General features: G+C 74.5%; 9 protein-coding genes. 6 read left to right on the top strand and 3 right to left on the bottom strand.

All coding sequences use genetic code 11. The features are described from left to right. Positions 1-16: 16 nt before the first annotated feature. From PYR91_RS35170 to PYR91_RS35160, 3 genes are read right to left on the bottom strand one after another with little or no spacing between them, the layout of a single operon-like run. The gene (locus PYR91_RS35170; RefSeq protein ID WP_279787135.1) at positions 17-1,303 is read right to left on the bottom strand and encodes a M20/M25/M40 family metallo-hydrolase; all 1,287 of its coding nucleotides are present in this window, start codon (positions 1,301-1,303) and stop codon (positions 17-19) included. Then, positions 1,300-3,165 (bottom strand): prolyl oligopeptidase family serine peptidase, encoded by a 1,866-nt coding sequence (locus PYR91_RS35165; protein WP_279787134.1) that lies wholly within the window; start codon positions 3,163-3,165, stop codon positions 1,300-1,302. Before PYR91_RS35165 ends, PYR91_RS35170 begins: the two co-directional genes overlap by 4 nt. Then, a complete protein-coding gene (locus PYR91_RS35160; RefSeq protein ID WP_279787133.1) occupies positions 3,162-4,295 on the bottom strand; it encodes a C39 family peptidase in 1,134 nt (377 codons plus the stop codon). Before PYR91_RS35160 ends, PYR91_RS35165 begins: the two co-directional genes overlap by 4 nt. A gap of 154 nt (positions 4,296-4,449) precedes the next feature. Between PYR91_RS35160 and merB the strand changes: the two genes are divergently transcribed. The 6 genes from merB (at position 4,450) to PYR91_RS35130 (ending at position 13,046) form a co-directional block, all read left to right on the top strand. Further along, complete coding sequence (gene merB, locus PYR91_RS35155; protein WP_279787132.1) at positions 4,450-5,256, top strand: organomercurial lyase; 807 nt, start codon at positions 4,450-4,452, stop codon at positions 5,254-5,256. 305 nt (positions 5,257-5,561) lie between these two features. Further along, complete coding sequence (locus tag PYR91_RS35150) at positions 5,562-6,257, top strand: N-acetylmuramoyl-L-alanine amidase (protein WP_279787131.1); 696 nt, start codon at positions 5,562-5,564, stop codon at positions 6,255-6,257. Between the two features lie 155 nt (positions 6,258-6,412). Further along, positions 6,413-8,230: a methylmalonyl-CoA mutase subunit beta gene (locus PYR91_RS35145; RefSeq protein ID WP_279787129.1), complete on the top strand. Its 1,818-nt coding sequence runs from the start codon at positions 6,413-6,415 to the stop codon at positions 8,228-8,230. Next, on the top strand, positions 8,227-10,425 hold the full coding sequence (gene scpA / locus PYR91_RS35140; RefSeq protein ID WP_279787127.1) for a methylmalonyl-CoA mutase: 2,199 nt from the start codon (positions 8,227-8,229) through the stop codon (positions 10,423-10,425). Before PYR91_RS35145 ends, scpA begins: the two co-directional genes overlap by 4 nt. Further along, positions 10,412-11,455, top strand: coding sequence for a methylmalonyl Co-A mutase-associated GTPase MeaB (gene meaB / locus PYR91_RS35135; protein WP_279787125.1), 1,044 nt, complete (start codon positions 10,412-10,414; stop codon positions 11,453-11,455). The genes scpA and meaB overlap by 14 nt, the downstream gene beginning before the upstream one ends. 139 nt (positions 11,456-11,594) lie before the next feature. Then, complete coding sequence (locus tag PYR91_RS35130) at positions 11,595-13,046, top strand: phosphatase PAP2 family protein (protein ID WP_279787124.1); 1,452 nt, start codon at positions 11,595-11,597, stop codon at positions 13,044-13,046. Positions 13,047-13,082: the final 36 nt, after the last annotated feature.

Below are 13,082 nucleotides of genomic sequence, written 5' to 3'. Positions count from 1 at the left end.
TCTCGCGTGCGGGGGCTCAGGCGGCGGGCGTGGCCAGCAGGCGGTCCAGTACGCGGACGCCGAACTCCAGGCCCGCGACGGGGACACGCTCGTCGATGCCGTGGAACATGCCGAAGTAGTCGAGCCCGGGGTCCAGCAGCAGCGGCGCGAAGCCGTACCCGCGGATGCCGATCGTGGCGAACGACTTGGCGTCCGTGCCGCCCGTCATGACGTAGGGGACGGGACGGCCGCCGGGGTCCTCCGCCACCAGCGCGGCGCACAGCTCCTCGAACAGGCCCTCGGTCGGCGACGCCACGCCGCCGCCGAAGCTGACGAACTCGCGCGTGATCTTCGGCCCGAGGAGCCGGTCGACCGTCTCCAGGAACTCCTCCTGGAAGCCGGGCAGAAACCGGCCGTCCACGTGGGCCTCGGCCGTGCCGGGGATGACGTTGACCTTGTAGCCCGCCTGCAGCATGGTCGGGTTGGCCGAGTTGCGGATCACCCCGCGGAACAGCGCGCCCGCGCGGCCCAGGCGCTCGGCCTCCTCGTCCAGCCGGTCGAGGTCGATCGTCGTCCCGAGCGCCTTGCCCAGCCCCTCCACGAGCGAGGCGACGGCGGGCGTCAGCCGCACCGGCCAGCGGTGGTCGGCGATCCGGGCCAGGGCCCGGCACATCTCGGCCACCGGGTTGTCCACCGGCGGCTTGGAGCCGTGCCCGGGCACGCCGTGCGCGGTGACCTTCATCCACGCCGTGCCGCGCTCGCCGACCGCGACCGGGTACACGCGGACGTCCGGCGAGGCCTGGACGCTGAAGCCGCCCGACTCGCTGATGGCCTCGGTGCAGCCCTCGAACAGGTCGCGGTGCCGGGTGACGGCGTACTTCGCCCCGTAGTCCCCGGTGGCCTCCTCGTCGGCGAGGAACGCCAGCACGATGTCGCGCCGGGGACGCACCCCGCGCCGGGCCCAGTCGCGGACCAGCGCCAGCGTCATCGCCAGCGTGCCCTTCATGTCGACCGCGCCGCGCCCGTGCACGCAGCCGTCGGCGATCTCGCCGGAGAAGGGGTGCAGCCGCCACTCCGCCGGGTCGGCGGGCACGACGTCCAGGTGGCCGTGCATGAGCAGGGCGTCCGGGCTGTTCCCGGGGATGCGCGCGACCACGTTGGCGCGGCGCGGCGCCGATTCGAAGATGTGGGGTTCTATGCCCACCTCGGCCAGCAGCCCCGCGACGTGTTCGGCGGCGAGGCGCTCGCCGGAGCCTTGCGGGGTCCCGTCGTTGGTGGTGTCGATCCTGAGCAGGTCCGAGCAGATGCCGGCGACCTCTGTCACGTTCTCCCTTTCAACGTCAGCGGCGGCACCTCGGGGGTGGGAAGGCCGAAGACGAGCCCGTAGAAGGCGAGCTCGGCCTCCAGTGCCGCGACGATCGTCTCCTCTTTCCTCCAGCCGTGCTGTTCCCCGGGGAAGGTGAGGTAGGCCCACCGGCCGCCGTGCGCGTCCAGGGCGGCGACGAACCGCTCCGCCTGGACGGGGTCGACGATGGCGTCCTCCAGGCCGTGCATGAGCAGGGCGGGGCCGGACGCCTGGGCGGCGTGCAGGGTGGGGGAGCGGTCGAGGTAGCGCTGGCGGGTCTGCGGGAGCGGGCCGATCAGGCCGTCCAGGTAACGCGACTCGAAGTCGTGGGTCTCCGCGGCCCAGCCCTCGGGGTCGGTGATGGCGTAGTGGGCCACGGCGCCGCAGAAGGCGTCGCTGTGTACCAGGGCGGCCACGGAGGTCCAGCCGCCGGCGCTGCCGCCGCGGATCGCGATGCGCGCGGGGTCGGCGAGCCCGGCCGCGGCCAGGCCGCGCGCGACGGTCTCGCTGTCGCGCACGTCGACGACGCCCCAGTTGTGCCGGAGCCGTTCGCGGTACTCCCGGCCGTAACCGGTGGAGCCGCCGTAGTTGACGTCGGCGACGCCGATGCCCCTGCTGGTGAAGTAGGCGATCTCCAGGTCGAGCACCGGCGGGCTGGACCCGGTGGGGCCGCCGTGCACGAACACCACGTACGGGGCGGGGCCCTCGGCGGCGACCGGCGGGTACACGTGGGCGTGCACGCCGTCGAACGTCACCGCCTCGGGCGTGGGCAGCACGGCGCGGTCGGGCAGTTCCTTGACCGGGGAGAGCACCCGGTGCGCGCCGGTCGCCAGGTCGACGCGAACCACCTCGTACGGCGTGTACGGTGTGGCGGCCACCCCGGCCACGGCCGCGCCGCCGGGGGAGGCCGAGAGCGTCGCCCCCCAGTAGGTGTAGGCGCCGCCGACGTCGGTGAGCTCGCCGGTCGCCGGGTCGAGCACGCCCAGGCGCCTGCCGTCGGCCGTGCCGTACATGCACACCAGGCGGTCGCCCGCCGGCGCGAACCAGGTCAGGCCGGGCTTCCAGGCGGCGTCGCCGAACTCGCGCGACATCGGGGCCAGGTTGCGCGGGGGCGTCCCGTCGAGCGGCACCAGGTGTACGTTCCACCAGCCGGTCGGGTCGGTCACGGCGTACAGGGCGTCCTCGTCGCGCCACTCGGCCTGGACCACCGCCTCCGACGGCCCTCCCGCAACCACGCGGGACGGACCGGCGGTGCCGTCCTCACGCAGCGGCGCCACGCACAGCTCGGTGCCGTCCCAGGGCATGTTGGGGTGGTCCCAGCCGATCCAGGCGATCTGGCGCCCGCCGGGGGAGACGCGCGGGTTCATCAGGAAGTGCTGCGCGGTGACGACCACACGGGGCGTCCCGCCGTCCAGCGGCACGGCCACTAGGTCGCGCGCGTCCTCGGTCTCGCGCACGCACCACACCTCGTCGCCGTGCACCACCAGGTCGGCGTACCGGGACGGGCCGGGCGGGGTCAGCGGCGCGGGCTCGCCGCCGGGGGACACCCGGTACAGGCGCTGGTCGGCCCAGTTGGTGAACACCAGCCCGCCGCCGGGCAGCGGGCGCCACGACCGGCCGCCGTACTCGACCACGCGGTTGCGGGCGTTCCAGCCCGGCGGCAGCACGTCCTGGACGACGCCGCCGGCGCCGTACCGGACGACGCAGCGCCGGCCGCCCTCGGCAGGGCGCGGCTCGTCCCACCACACCTCCTCGCCGTCCGGGGCGGGCACGATCTCGACCCAGAAGGGGCGGTCGTCGACGCGAGCGACATCGGCCGCCGTGACAGGAGAGTGGATCACCAGTTGCCCTCCGAGGGTGGGAGTGGGACGTCGTGCGGGTGGACGACATGAACGATTCCCCCGCTGCCGGTACCTCGTAACCAGACGTGCTCGAAAGCGGCCCGAGGATATGTCCTCTTGACCGTCTCGTCGGACAGCGCCGCCGGATCGTTGGCGACGACGTCCCCGCCGGGGGTGAACCCCGTCACGACCATGATGTGGCCGCCGGTCGAGTACCCCGAGCCCGGCAGCTCGCCGTCCCGGAACGACTGGGAGGTCAGCACCGGCACCCCGGCGGCGATGAATCGTTCCACCTCGGTGAGCGAGCGCAGCCGGGTCACCAGGCCGCGCAGCCCGTACCGCCCGGCGTAGGCGACGCCGAACGGCCAGTTGCCGGTGCCCTGGTAGCTGTGGTCGTACATGTCCCGGGCGGCGTGGTCGACGGCCGGGCAGGGGTCGGCGGGGTCGACGAACGCCAGCTCGGCGGGGTCGGGCCCGCGGCCCCAGTACTGCATGACCATGGTCATCGAGGCGGGGCTGCACCAGGACTCGCCGCCCCCGCCCCACTGCGGGTAGTGGCCGGCGTGGGTGCGCTGGGAGCGCGGCGGCACGTCCAGCTCGACGCCGCGCGCTTCGCCGGGCGCGCTCACCGGCACGCCGACCCCGGTGGGGACGGCCGAGGCCATCACCCCCGCCTCGTGCACGCGGGCCCCGGCGCCGTGCAGCGTGACGCGCAGCCGGTACGCCGTGACGGGCCGGGTGGCGACGAAGGTGTCGACGGCGACGTCGCCGTCCTCGTCGCCCTGGCCGGGCAGGGAGGTGCGGTGGATGTCCTCGCCGCCCTCGGCCCACCGCCCCATGTCGTACCACTTGGTCAGCCGGCCGCCTTCGGTGCGCGCCCGCAGCTCCACCCGTATCCAGGCGCCCTTGGGCGCGGAGGCCACCCAGGAGGGGACCAGCTCGGTGGCGGGGAACCCGACCGCCCGCTCCTCCGACGTCCACCGGGTGTACGCCCAGGTCGCCGTCTCGCCGCCGAACGGGTCGAGATAACCGGTCGCGCCGGTCTCCGAGGGGACGACCTCGGTCCAGCGGTGGAAGGCGACACGGCTTCGGCCGGGGCGGTTCTGATCGGCGGGTGACGGGGTGACCACCCGGCCGATTGTGGGTTCGAGGTGTTCTGGGCGCATCGGAAGGTTTACGTATCCGTGATCAGCGCCGGGCCGGCGCCCGCGCCCCGGCGGGAGGCCGGCGCCCCGGTCGCCGCCGCGTTGCGTCGGCGCAGGTCGGAGTGGGTATCACCGGGGCATGCACGATCTCGCAGACGTGCGGGTGTTCGTCTACCGGCGGTTCGCCGAGCGGGGGGACCCGCCGCGCCCGGAGGAGGTGGCCGCCGAGTTCGGCGTCGGGGCAGCCGAGGCGCTGGAGGCGCTCGGAGCCCTGCACGACGCCCACCTGCTCGTGCTGGACGAGGGCAGGCGGCGCATCGTCATGGCCCACCCGTGGTCGGCCGTGCCGCTCGGGTTCGTCGTCGCCGGCCGGCGTGCCAAGTGGTGGGGCGGCTGCGCCTGGGACTCGTTCGCGATCCCGGCGCTGGTCGGCGAGGAGTGCCTGGTGGCGACCCACTGCCCCGGGTGCGGCAGGGCCCTGGCTCTGGACGTCTGCCCCGGCGAGCCGCCGACCTCCGACCTGATGGCCCACTTCCTGGTGCCCATCCCGCGCATGTGGGACGACGTGATGTTCGCCTGCGGGCACCAGGCGCTGTTCTGCTCGGAGGAGCACGTCGGCCGGTGGCTGCGTGTGACCCGCAGCCCCCGCGGAGCCCTGCTCGACATGCGGACGCTGTGGCTGCTCGCCACCCGCTGGTACACGGGCCGGTTGACCAAGGAGTACCGCCGGCGCACTCCGGACGAGGCACGCGCGCTGTTCCAGGAACTCGGGCTGGCCGGCCCCTTCTGGGGCGACGAGGCGCCGGAGCGCGACTCCGGCGACCGTCCCGTGTCCCAGGGGCTGCGCCGCACCGAGCCGGCCCTGCTCGCACGGTCCGATCCGGCCGTCCTGGCCCCCGCGGCCAGGCCCGCGACGCGGGGCGGCGCCCCCGGCGGCCGGAGCTGACCCCGGCCGGGGCCACTTCTGCGCGGCTTTACCGACTCATCGCGATGCTTGGTCAGATCCATACCGACATCAGGCAAGCCGTCCATATGCGTATGTGCGGCTGGCTAGGGTAGTCCCTGCGGATTCGACCGCTGCGCAGCACAATGTGGTGTTTTGCAGGGCCTGGAGAAGCGCAGCGGTGGATTAAATCCGGATATATCCGTTCCCCCCGGGAGAAGTTCGTGGCTATCGACCTCGTGTCGCGCAAAGATTGGGGCGCCCGCGCCCCTCGCGGTTCCTATTCGACGCTGACGTCTACCAAAGGCGTGAAAGTCCACTACACGGGCGGGCGGGTCGAGCCGGCGATCGTCGACGACCACGCCAAGTGCGTGGCGCTGGTGAAGTCGATCCAGAGTTTCCACATGGACGGCAACGGCTGGATCGACATCGGCTACAGCATGGTGGCGTGCCCGCACCGCAAGGTCTTCGTCGGGCGCGGCCCCCGCCGCGTGCCCGCCGCCAACGGGGCCGGCCTCAACTCCGGCCACTACGCCGTGCTCGGCCTGGTCGGGTCCTCAGGGCTGGTCAAGCCGCCGGACGCGATGCTGCACGGCATCGTCGACGCGATCGAGTACCTGCGCGCCGAGGGCGGCGCCGGGCGGGAGGTCAAGGGCCACCGCGACGGTTACGCGACCTCCTGCCCGGGCGATGCGCTGTACTCCTGGGTGAAGAGGGGCGCCCCGCGTCCCGGCGGGCAGCCCGACCCCACCGACCCGCCGGAGGAGCAGCGCCCGCAGTGGCCCGGCAGGCTCCTGAAGTACCCGCCGGTCATGCGCGGCGACGACGTGCGCACCTGGCAGGCCCAGATGGACAAGCGCGGCTGGACGATCGACGTCGACGGCGCCTACGGCCCGGCCTCGCGCGAGGTGTGCATCGGCTTCCAGCAGCAGCAGAACCTCGACGACGACGGCGTCGTCGGCCGCAACACGTGGGACGCCGCCTTCGACGCCCCGATCACCTGACCGCCGCCGGAGGCGCCCGTCCGCCGGGCGGCGCGGCCGGGACGCCCCGCACGGAGCCGTGACCAGGCGGGGACCCCGGGGATCCCGGGGATCCCGGTCGCCGACAGGGGTCCCCGAAGTGTCGTCCTCGAGCCCGAACGCCTACCATCCGGGGCATGACCGTGCAGCCTGAGGAGTTCCATCCGGGCGCCGCCTTCCCGCCGAGCACGCGGGACGACTGGCGGCGCCTCGCCGTGGCCGTGCTGCGCAAGTCCGGGGCCGAGGTGGGCTCGCCCGAGGAGGCGCTGGCCCACACGACCTACGACGGCGTCACGGTGGCCCCCCTGTACGACGCCGGAGACCTGCCCGGCGACCCCGGCCTTCCCGGCTTCGCGCCGTACGTGCGCGGCGGCACCCCCATCGGCGGCACGCCCACGGGCTGGGACGTCCGCCAGCGGCACGCCCACCCCGACCCCGCCGTCACCCGGGAGGCCGTGCTGGCCGACCTGGAGAGCGGCGTCACCTCCCTGTGGCTCGTCCTCGGCGACGGCGGCCTCGACCCCGCCGCCCTGCCCGCGGTCCTGGACGGCGTCTACCTCGACCTGGCGCCCGTCGTGCTCGACGCCGGCGCCCGCACCGCCGAGGCCGCCGAGGTCTTCCTGCGGCTTGCCACCGGCGGCGGCGCCGCCCCGGCGGGCGGCAACCTCGGCGCCGACCCCCTGGGCCTGCGCGCCCGCACCGGCGCCGCCGTCCCGCTGACCGGCCTCGCCGGCCTGGCCCGCCGCGCCGCCGAGGTGCCCGGCCTGCGCGCGGTCACCGTCGACGCCACGCCGTACCACGACGCCGGCGGCGGCGACGCCGAGGAGCTCGGCTGCTCCATCGCGACCGGCGTCGCCTACCTGCGCGCCCTCACCGACGCCGGCCTGTCCGCCGAGCAGGCACTGGCGCAGTTGGAGTTCCGGTACGCGGCCACGGCCGACCAGTTCCTCACCATCGCCAAGTTCCGCGCCGCGCGGCGGCTGTGGGCGCGCGTCGCCGAGGTGTGCGGCGTGGCCGGAGGGCCGGGCCAGGCCCAGCACGCGGTCACCTCCTCGGCGATGATGACGGCCCGCGACCCCTTCGTGAACATGCTGCGCACCACGCTGGCCTGCTTCGGCGCAGGGGTCGGCGGCGCCGGCGCGATCACCGTGCAGCCGTTCGACGCGCGCCTCGGCCTGCCCGACGCCTTCGCCCGGCGGATCGCCCGCAACACCCAGGCGCTGCTCGTCGACGAGGCCCACCTGGCCCGGGTCGTCGACCCGGCCGGCGGCTCCTGGTACGTCGAGCGGCTCACCGCCGACCTCGCCGAGCGCGCCTGGGAGTGGTTCCAGGAGATCGAGCGCGCGGGCGGCGCCGAGGCGGCCCAGGACCGGCTGGTGCCCGAGCGGCTCGCCGCCACCCGCGAACGCCGGTTCCGCGACATCGCCCGCCGCGCGACTCCGATCACCGGCGTCAGCGAGTACCCCGACCTCGCCGAGCGCCGCCCGGTGCGCGAGGCCGCGCCCGAGCCCGCCGGGGGCGGCCTGCCGCGTGTCCACTACGCCCAGGACTTCGAGGCCCTGCGCGACCGCGCCGACCGCGCGCAGGCCCGGCCCGAGGTGTTCCTGGCCACGATCGGCCCGCCGGCCGCGCACGGCGCGCGGGCCGCGTTCGCCGCCGGCCTGTTCCAGTCCGGGGGCGTCGCCACCGTCACCTCCGGCCCGGGCACCGACCCGGAGGCCGTCGCGAAGGCGTTCACCGGCGCGGGCGCCCAGGTGGCCTGCCTGTGCTCCAGCGACGCGCTGTACGAGGAGCACGCGACGGCCGTCGCCGCCGCGCTGCGGCGGGCGGGGGCCAGGAGGATCTGGCTGGCGGGGAAGGGGCACCATGAAGGTGTGGACTCCCGCCTGTACGCCGGATGCGACGTGCTGGAGGTGCTCCGCACCACCTTCGACGACCTGGGAGTGGCCCCATGATCCCCGAGTTCTCCGGCATCCCCCTGAGCGACGGCCCCGAGCCGGCCGCGCGCGAGGCCGCCGGGCTGGGCGACTGGGCCGAGGCCGTACGCGAGCAGGCCGGCGAGAGCCCCGCCGACCTGCTGTGGGACACCCCCGAGGGCATCGGCGTCAAGCCGCTCTACACCGCCGCCGACCTTGACGGCCTGGACTTCCTGTCGGCGTATCCGGGGATGGCGCCGTTCGTGCGGGGGCCGTATCCGACGATGTACGCCACGCGGCCGTGGACGATCCGGCAGTACGCGGGGTTCTCCACCGCCCAGCAGTCCAACGCGTTCTACCGGCGCAACCTGGCGGCCGGGCAGAAGGGCCTGTCGGTGGCGTTCGACCTGGCCACCCACCGGGGGTACGACTCCGACCACCCGCGGGTGGCGGGTGATGTGGGCATGGCGGGGGTGGCGATCGACTCGATCTACGACATGCGGGAGTTGTTCGACGGGATCCCGCTGGATCGGATGAGCGTGTCGATGACGATGAACGGCGCGGTGCTGCCGGTGCTGGCGCTGTACATCGTGGCCGCCGAGGAGCAGGGGGTGGCGCCCGACCGGCTGATGGGGACGATCCAGAACGACATCCTCAAGGAGTTCATGGTCCGCAACACCTACATCTACCCCCCGGGCCCGTCGATGCGGATCATCTCCGACATCTTCCGTTACACCTCCCGGGAGATGCCGAGGTTCAACTCGATCTCGATCTCGGGGTACCACATCCAGGAGGCCGGGGCGACCTGTGACCTGGAGCTGGCCTACACGCTGGCCGACGGGGCGGAGTACCTGCGGGCCGGGGTGGACGCGGGGCTCGGGATCGACGCGTTCGCGCCGCGGCTGTCGTTCTTCTGGTGCATCGGGATGAACTTCTTCATGGAGGTCGCCAAGCTGCGCGCGGCGCGGCTGCTGTGGGCCGGGATGGTCAAGGACTTCGGCGCCGCCGACCCCCGTTCGCTGTCGCTGCGCACCCACAGCCAGACGTCGGGTTGGTCGCTCACCGCGCAGGACGTGTTCAACAACGTGGTGCGCACCTGCGTGGAGGCGATGGCCGCCACCCAGGGGCACACCCAGTCGCTGCACACCAACGCCCTGGACGAGGCCCTGGCGCTGCCGACCGACTTCTCGGCCCGCATCGCGCGCAACACTCAGATCCTGCTGCAGCAGGAGTCGGGCACCTGCCGTGTCATCGACCCCTGGGGCGGCAGCGCCTACGTCGAGCGGCTGACGTACGAGCTGGCGCGGCGGGCGCGCGGCCACATCCAGGAGGTCGAGCGGGCGGGCGGCATGGCCAAGGCCATCGAGGCCGGGCTGCCCAAGCTGCGCATCGAGGAGGCCGCCGCCCGCGCCCAGGCGCGCATCGACTCCGGCAGGCAGCCGGTGATCGGTGTCAACAAGTACCGCTCGACGGCCGCCGACGAGGTCATCGAGGTGCTCAAGGTCGACAACACCGCGGTGCGGGCCGAGCAGATCGGCAAGCTGCGCCGCCTGCGCGAGGAACGCGACGAGCGGGCCTGCCAGGACGCGCTGGAGGCGCTCACCAGGGGCGCCGCGGGGGACGGCAACCTGCTGGCCCTGGCCGTGGACGCCGCCCGCGCCATGGCCACGGTGGGCGAGATCTCCGACGCGCTGGAGAAGGTGTTCGGGCGGCACGCCGGCCAGGTCCGTACCATCACGGGCGTGTACCGCGACGAGGCCGGCGACGCCGCCAACATCGAGAAGGTCAGGGCCGCGTGCGCGGCCTTCGAGCGCCAGGAGGGTCGCAGGCCGCGCATCCTGGTCGCCAAGATCGGCCAGGACGGGCACGACCGCGGCCAGAAGGTGATCGCCACCGCCTTCGCCGACCTCGGCTTCGACGTCGACGTCGGCCCGCTGTTCCAGACGCCCGCCGAGGTGGCACGCCAGGCCGTCGAGGCCGACGTGCACGTCGTCGGCGTCTCCTCCCTCGCCGCCGGGCACCTGACGCTGGTGCCGGCCCTGCGCGACGCCCTGGGCGATCTCGGCCGCGACGACGTCATGATCGTCGTGGGCGGCGTGATCCCGCCGGACGACCACCAGGCGCTGCGCCACGCGGGCGCGTCCGCGATCTTCCCGCCCGGCACGGTCATCGCCGACGCCGCCCTCGACCTGCTGCGCGACCTTTCCGCCCGGCTCGGTCATGCCGCCGCTTGACGACTACGTGCAAGGCGTGCGCGCGGGCTCGGTGGGCTGGATCGCCCGCGCGATCACGCTCGTGGAGTCCACCAGGCCCGACCACCGGGAGCTGGCCCAGCGGCTGCTCGTCGAGCTGACCCCGCTGTCCGGCAAGGCCAGGCGGGTCGGCGTGACCGGCGTGCCGGGGGTGGGGAAGTCCACCTTCATCGACGCGCTCGGCGTCCACCTGACCGGGCTGGGGCACCGGGTGGCGGTGCTCGCCGTCGACCCGTCCTCGACGCGCACCGGCGGCAGCATCCTGGGCGACAAGACCCGCATGGCCCGCCTGTCGGCCGACCCCGCCGCCTACATCAGGCCGTCGCCGACCTCCGGCACCCTGGGCGGCGTCACCAAGGCCACCCGCGAGGCGATGGTGGTCGTCGAGGCGGCCGGGTTCGACGTCGTCCTGGTGGAGACCGTCGGCGTCGGGCAGTCCGAGACCGCCGTCGCCGAGATGGTGGACACCTTCCTGCTGCTCACGCTGGCCAGGACCGGCGACCAGCTCCAGGGCATCAAGAAGGGCGTGCTGGAGTTGGCCGACGTCGTCGCCGTCAACAAGGCCGACGGCCCGCACGAGCTGGACGCCCGCAAGGCCGCCCGCGAGCTGGCCGGGGCCCTGCGCCTGCTGCGCGCGGGCGGCGGGGGCTGGGAGACGCCGGTGCTCACCTGCAGCGGCATGACCGGCGCCGGCCTGGACGAGCTGTGGTCGCGGATCACCCGCCACCAGGACCTCATGGAGGCCTCCGGAGAACTGGCCGCCAAGCGCCGCCGCCAGCAGGTCGGCTGGACGTGGACGCTCGTGCGCGACCGCCTGCTGTCCGGGCTCAGGGAGCACCCCGACGTCGCCGCCATCACCGGCGAGGTGGAACGCGAGGTCCTGGAGGGCACCCTCACGCCGTCACTGGCCGCCGACCGCCTTCTGGCCGCCTTCGCCGCGGGCGGGGCCCCGCTCAGGGCACCGGCGGCTCCGGCGGAGCCTCCATCGAAGGGGTGGGGCGCGTCTAGGTGAAGCCGCCCCCGTCGCTGACGATCCGGGGCCGACCAGGGGGGACAGGTGGGGCAATCTGCCCGGCGAGTGTCTGGCGGCGGCTCTCGTGGGCATCAAGGTGTTCATGCGGAAGGCGACGGGGCCCGGTGCTCGGGCGAGGATGAGGAAGCGGCTCGGAGCGGTGGACCGGCGCCTGTTCAAATCGGTGGCCGACGCGCACCTGCCCGGATGCGACCGCGTGCTTCCCCGGCTCTCCAGGGCCGCCGACAACTCCCTGCTGTGGGTGGCCGTGGCGGGCGCGTTCGCGCTCACCGGGCGCAGGCGGATGCGCCGCGCCGCCACCCGGGGGCTGCTGGCGATCAGCCTGGCCAGCCCGGTGGTCAACCTGCTGGGCAAGCAGGCGTTCGCCCGGGCCCGGCCCTCGATCGCCGACTTCCCCCTGGCACGGCTGGCCAAGGTGCCGACCTCCCACTCGTTCCCCTCGGGTCACTCGGCCTCGGCGGCGGCGTTCGCCGCGGGCATCGCGATGGAGGCGCCCGCGCGGGTCGCGGTGCCCGTCGGGCTCGCCGCCGGCGCCGTCTGCTTCTCCCGCGTCTACGTCGGCGTCCACTACCCCGGCGACGTGCTGGCCGGCATGGCGCTCGGCATGTGCGCCGCCATGGTCACCAGGCGCCTGTGGCCGGGCCAGACGGTGATCGGTGAGGCCCGCGTCGCCGCCACCGCGCCGCTGCACGACCTCGACCCCGACGGCAAGGGGCTCGTCGCGGTCGTCAACAGCGCGGCCGGCCACGAGTGCGGCACGGCGGCCGCCCTGCGCAAGGTGCTCCCGGAGGCCGAGGTGCTCGAAGCCGGGCCCGGCGACGACCTGGCCGCGTTGCTGCGGGACGCCGCCGCCCGTGCCCGGGTGCTCGCCGTCGCCGGGGGCGACGGCACGATGAACTGCGGCGCGCGGGCCGCCCTCGACCACGGCGTCCCGCTGCTGCCCATCCCGTCGGGCACCCTCGACCACTTCGCCCGCACGCTGGGCCTGGAGACCATGGAGGAGGCGGTCGCCGCCTACCAGGCGGGGCACGTGGTCGCGGTGGACGTCGGGGAGGTCGCCGGGCGGGTCTTCCTCAACACCGCCAGCCTCGGCGTCTACCCGGCGGTCGTCGACCAGCGCCGGCGCTGGGACGGGAGGATCGGCAAGTGGCCCGCGCTGGTCGTCGCGATGGCGACGGTCATGGCGCGCCGCCATCGTCCCGAGGAGCTGCTCGTCGACGGGCGGCGGCACAGGGTCTGGCTGCTGTTCGCGGGCAACTGCGCCTACCAGTCGCGCGGCGTCGCCCCCACCCACCGCGACCGGCTGGAGGACGGCGTGCTGGACGTCCGCCTGCTGACCGCCGCCTCACGGCTGCCCCGGCTGCACGCCCTGGCCAGCACCGTCGCGGGGCTGGCCGGCATGTCGCGGCACTACCTGCAGTGGCGCGCCGACACCGTGCACGTGGAGTCCCCCCAGGGCGCCGGCGCGCGGATCCGGCTGGCGCGCGACGGCGAGACGTTCACGGCCGCGGGCCCGGTGACCTTCGGCAAGCGCCCCCGCTCGCTGCTTGTCTTCCGGCCCGTCGACTGACGCGAAGAGCCGGCGGCCGGGGGCGACGCCCCCGGC

It is taken from the genome of Sphaerisporangium sp. TRM90804 (assembly GCF_029846175.1).
Classification (GTDB): Bacteria; Actinomycetota; Actinomycetes; order Streptosporangiales; family Streptosporangiaceae; genus Sphaerisporangium.
The sequence above is the reverse complement of the archived record's forward strand: the minus strand, read 5'-3'. Positions and strand labels throughout refer to the sequence as shown.

What these genes read in the sequence shown, in the direction of transcription:
- merB (WP_279787132.1), top strand. Translation starts at nt 4,450, where the DNA reads ATGCACGATCTCGCAGACGTGCGGGTGTTCGTCTACCGGCGGTTCGCC.
- PYR91_RS35145 (WP_279787129.1), top strand. Translation starts at nt 6,413, where the DNA reads ATGACCGTGCAGCCTGAGGAGTTCCATCCGGGCGCCGCCTTCCCGCCG.
- scpA (WP_279787127.1), top strand. Translation starts at nt 8,227, where the DNA reads ATGATCCCCGAGTTCTCCGGCATCCCCCTGAGCGACGGCCCCGAGCCG.
- meaB (WP_279787125.1), top strand. Translation starts at nt 10,412, where the DNA reads ATGCCGCCGCTTGACGACTACGTGCAAGGCGTGCGCGCGGGCTCGGTG.
- PYR91_RS35130 (WP_279787124.1), top strand. Translation starts at nt 11,595, where the DNA reads ATGAGGAAGCGGCTCGGAGCGGTGGACCGGCGCCTGTTCAAATCGGTG.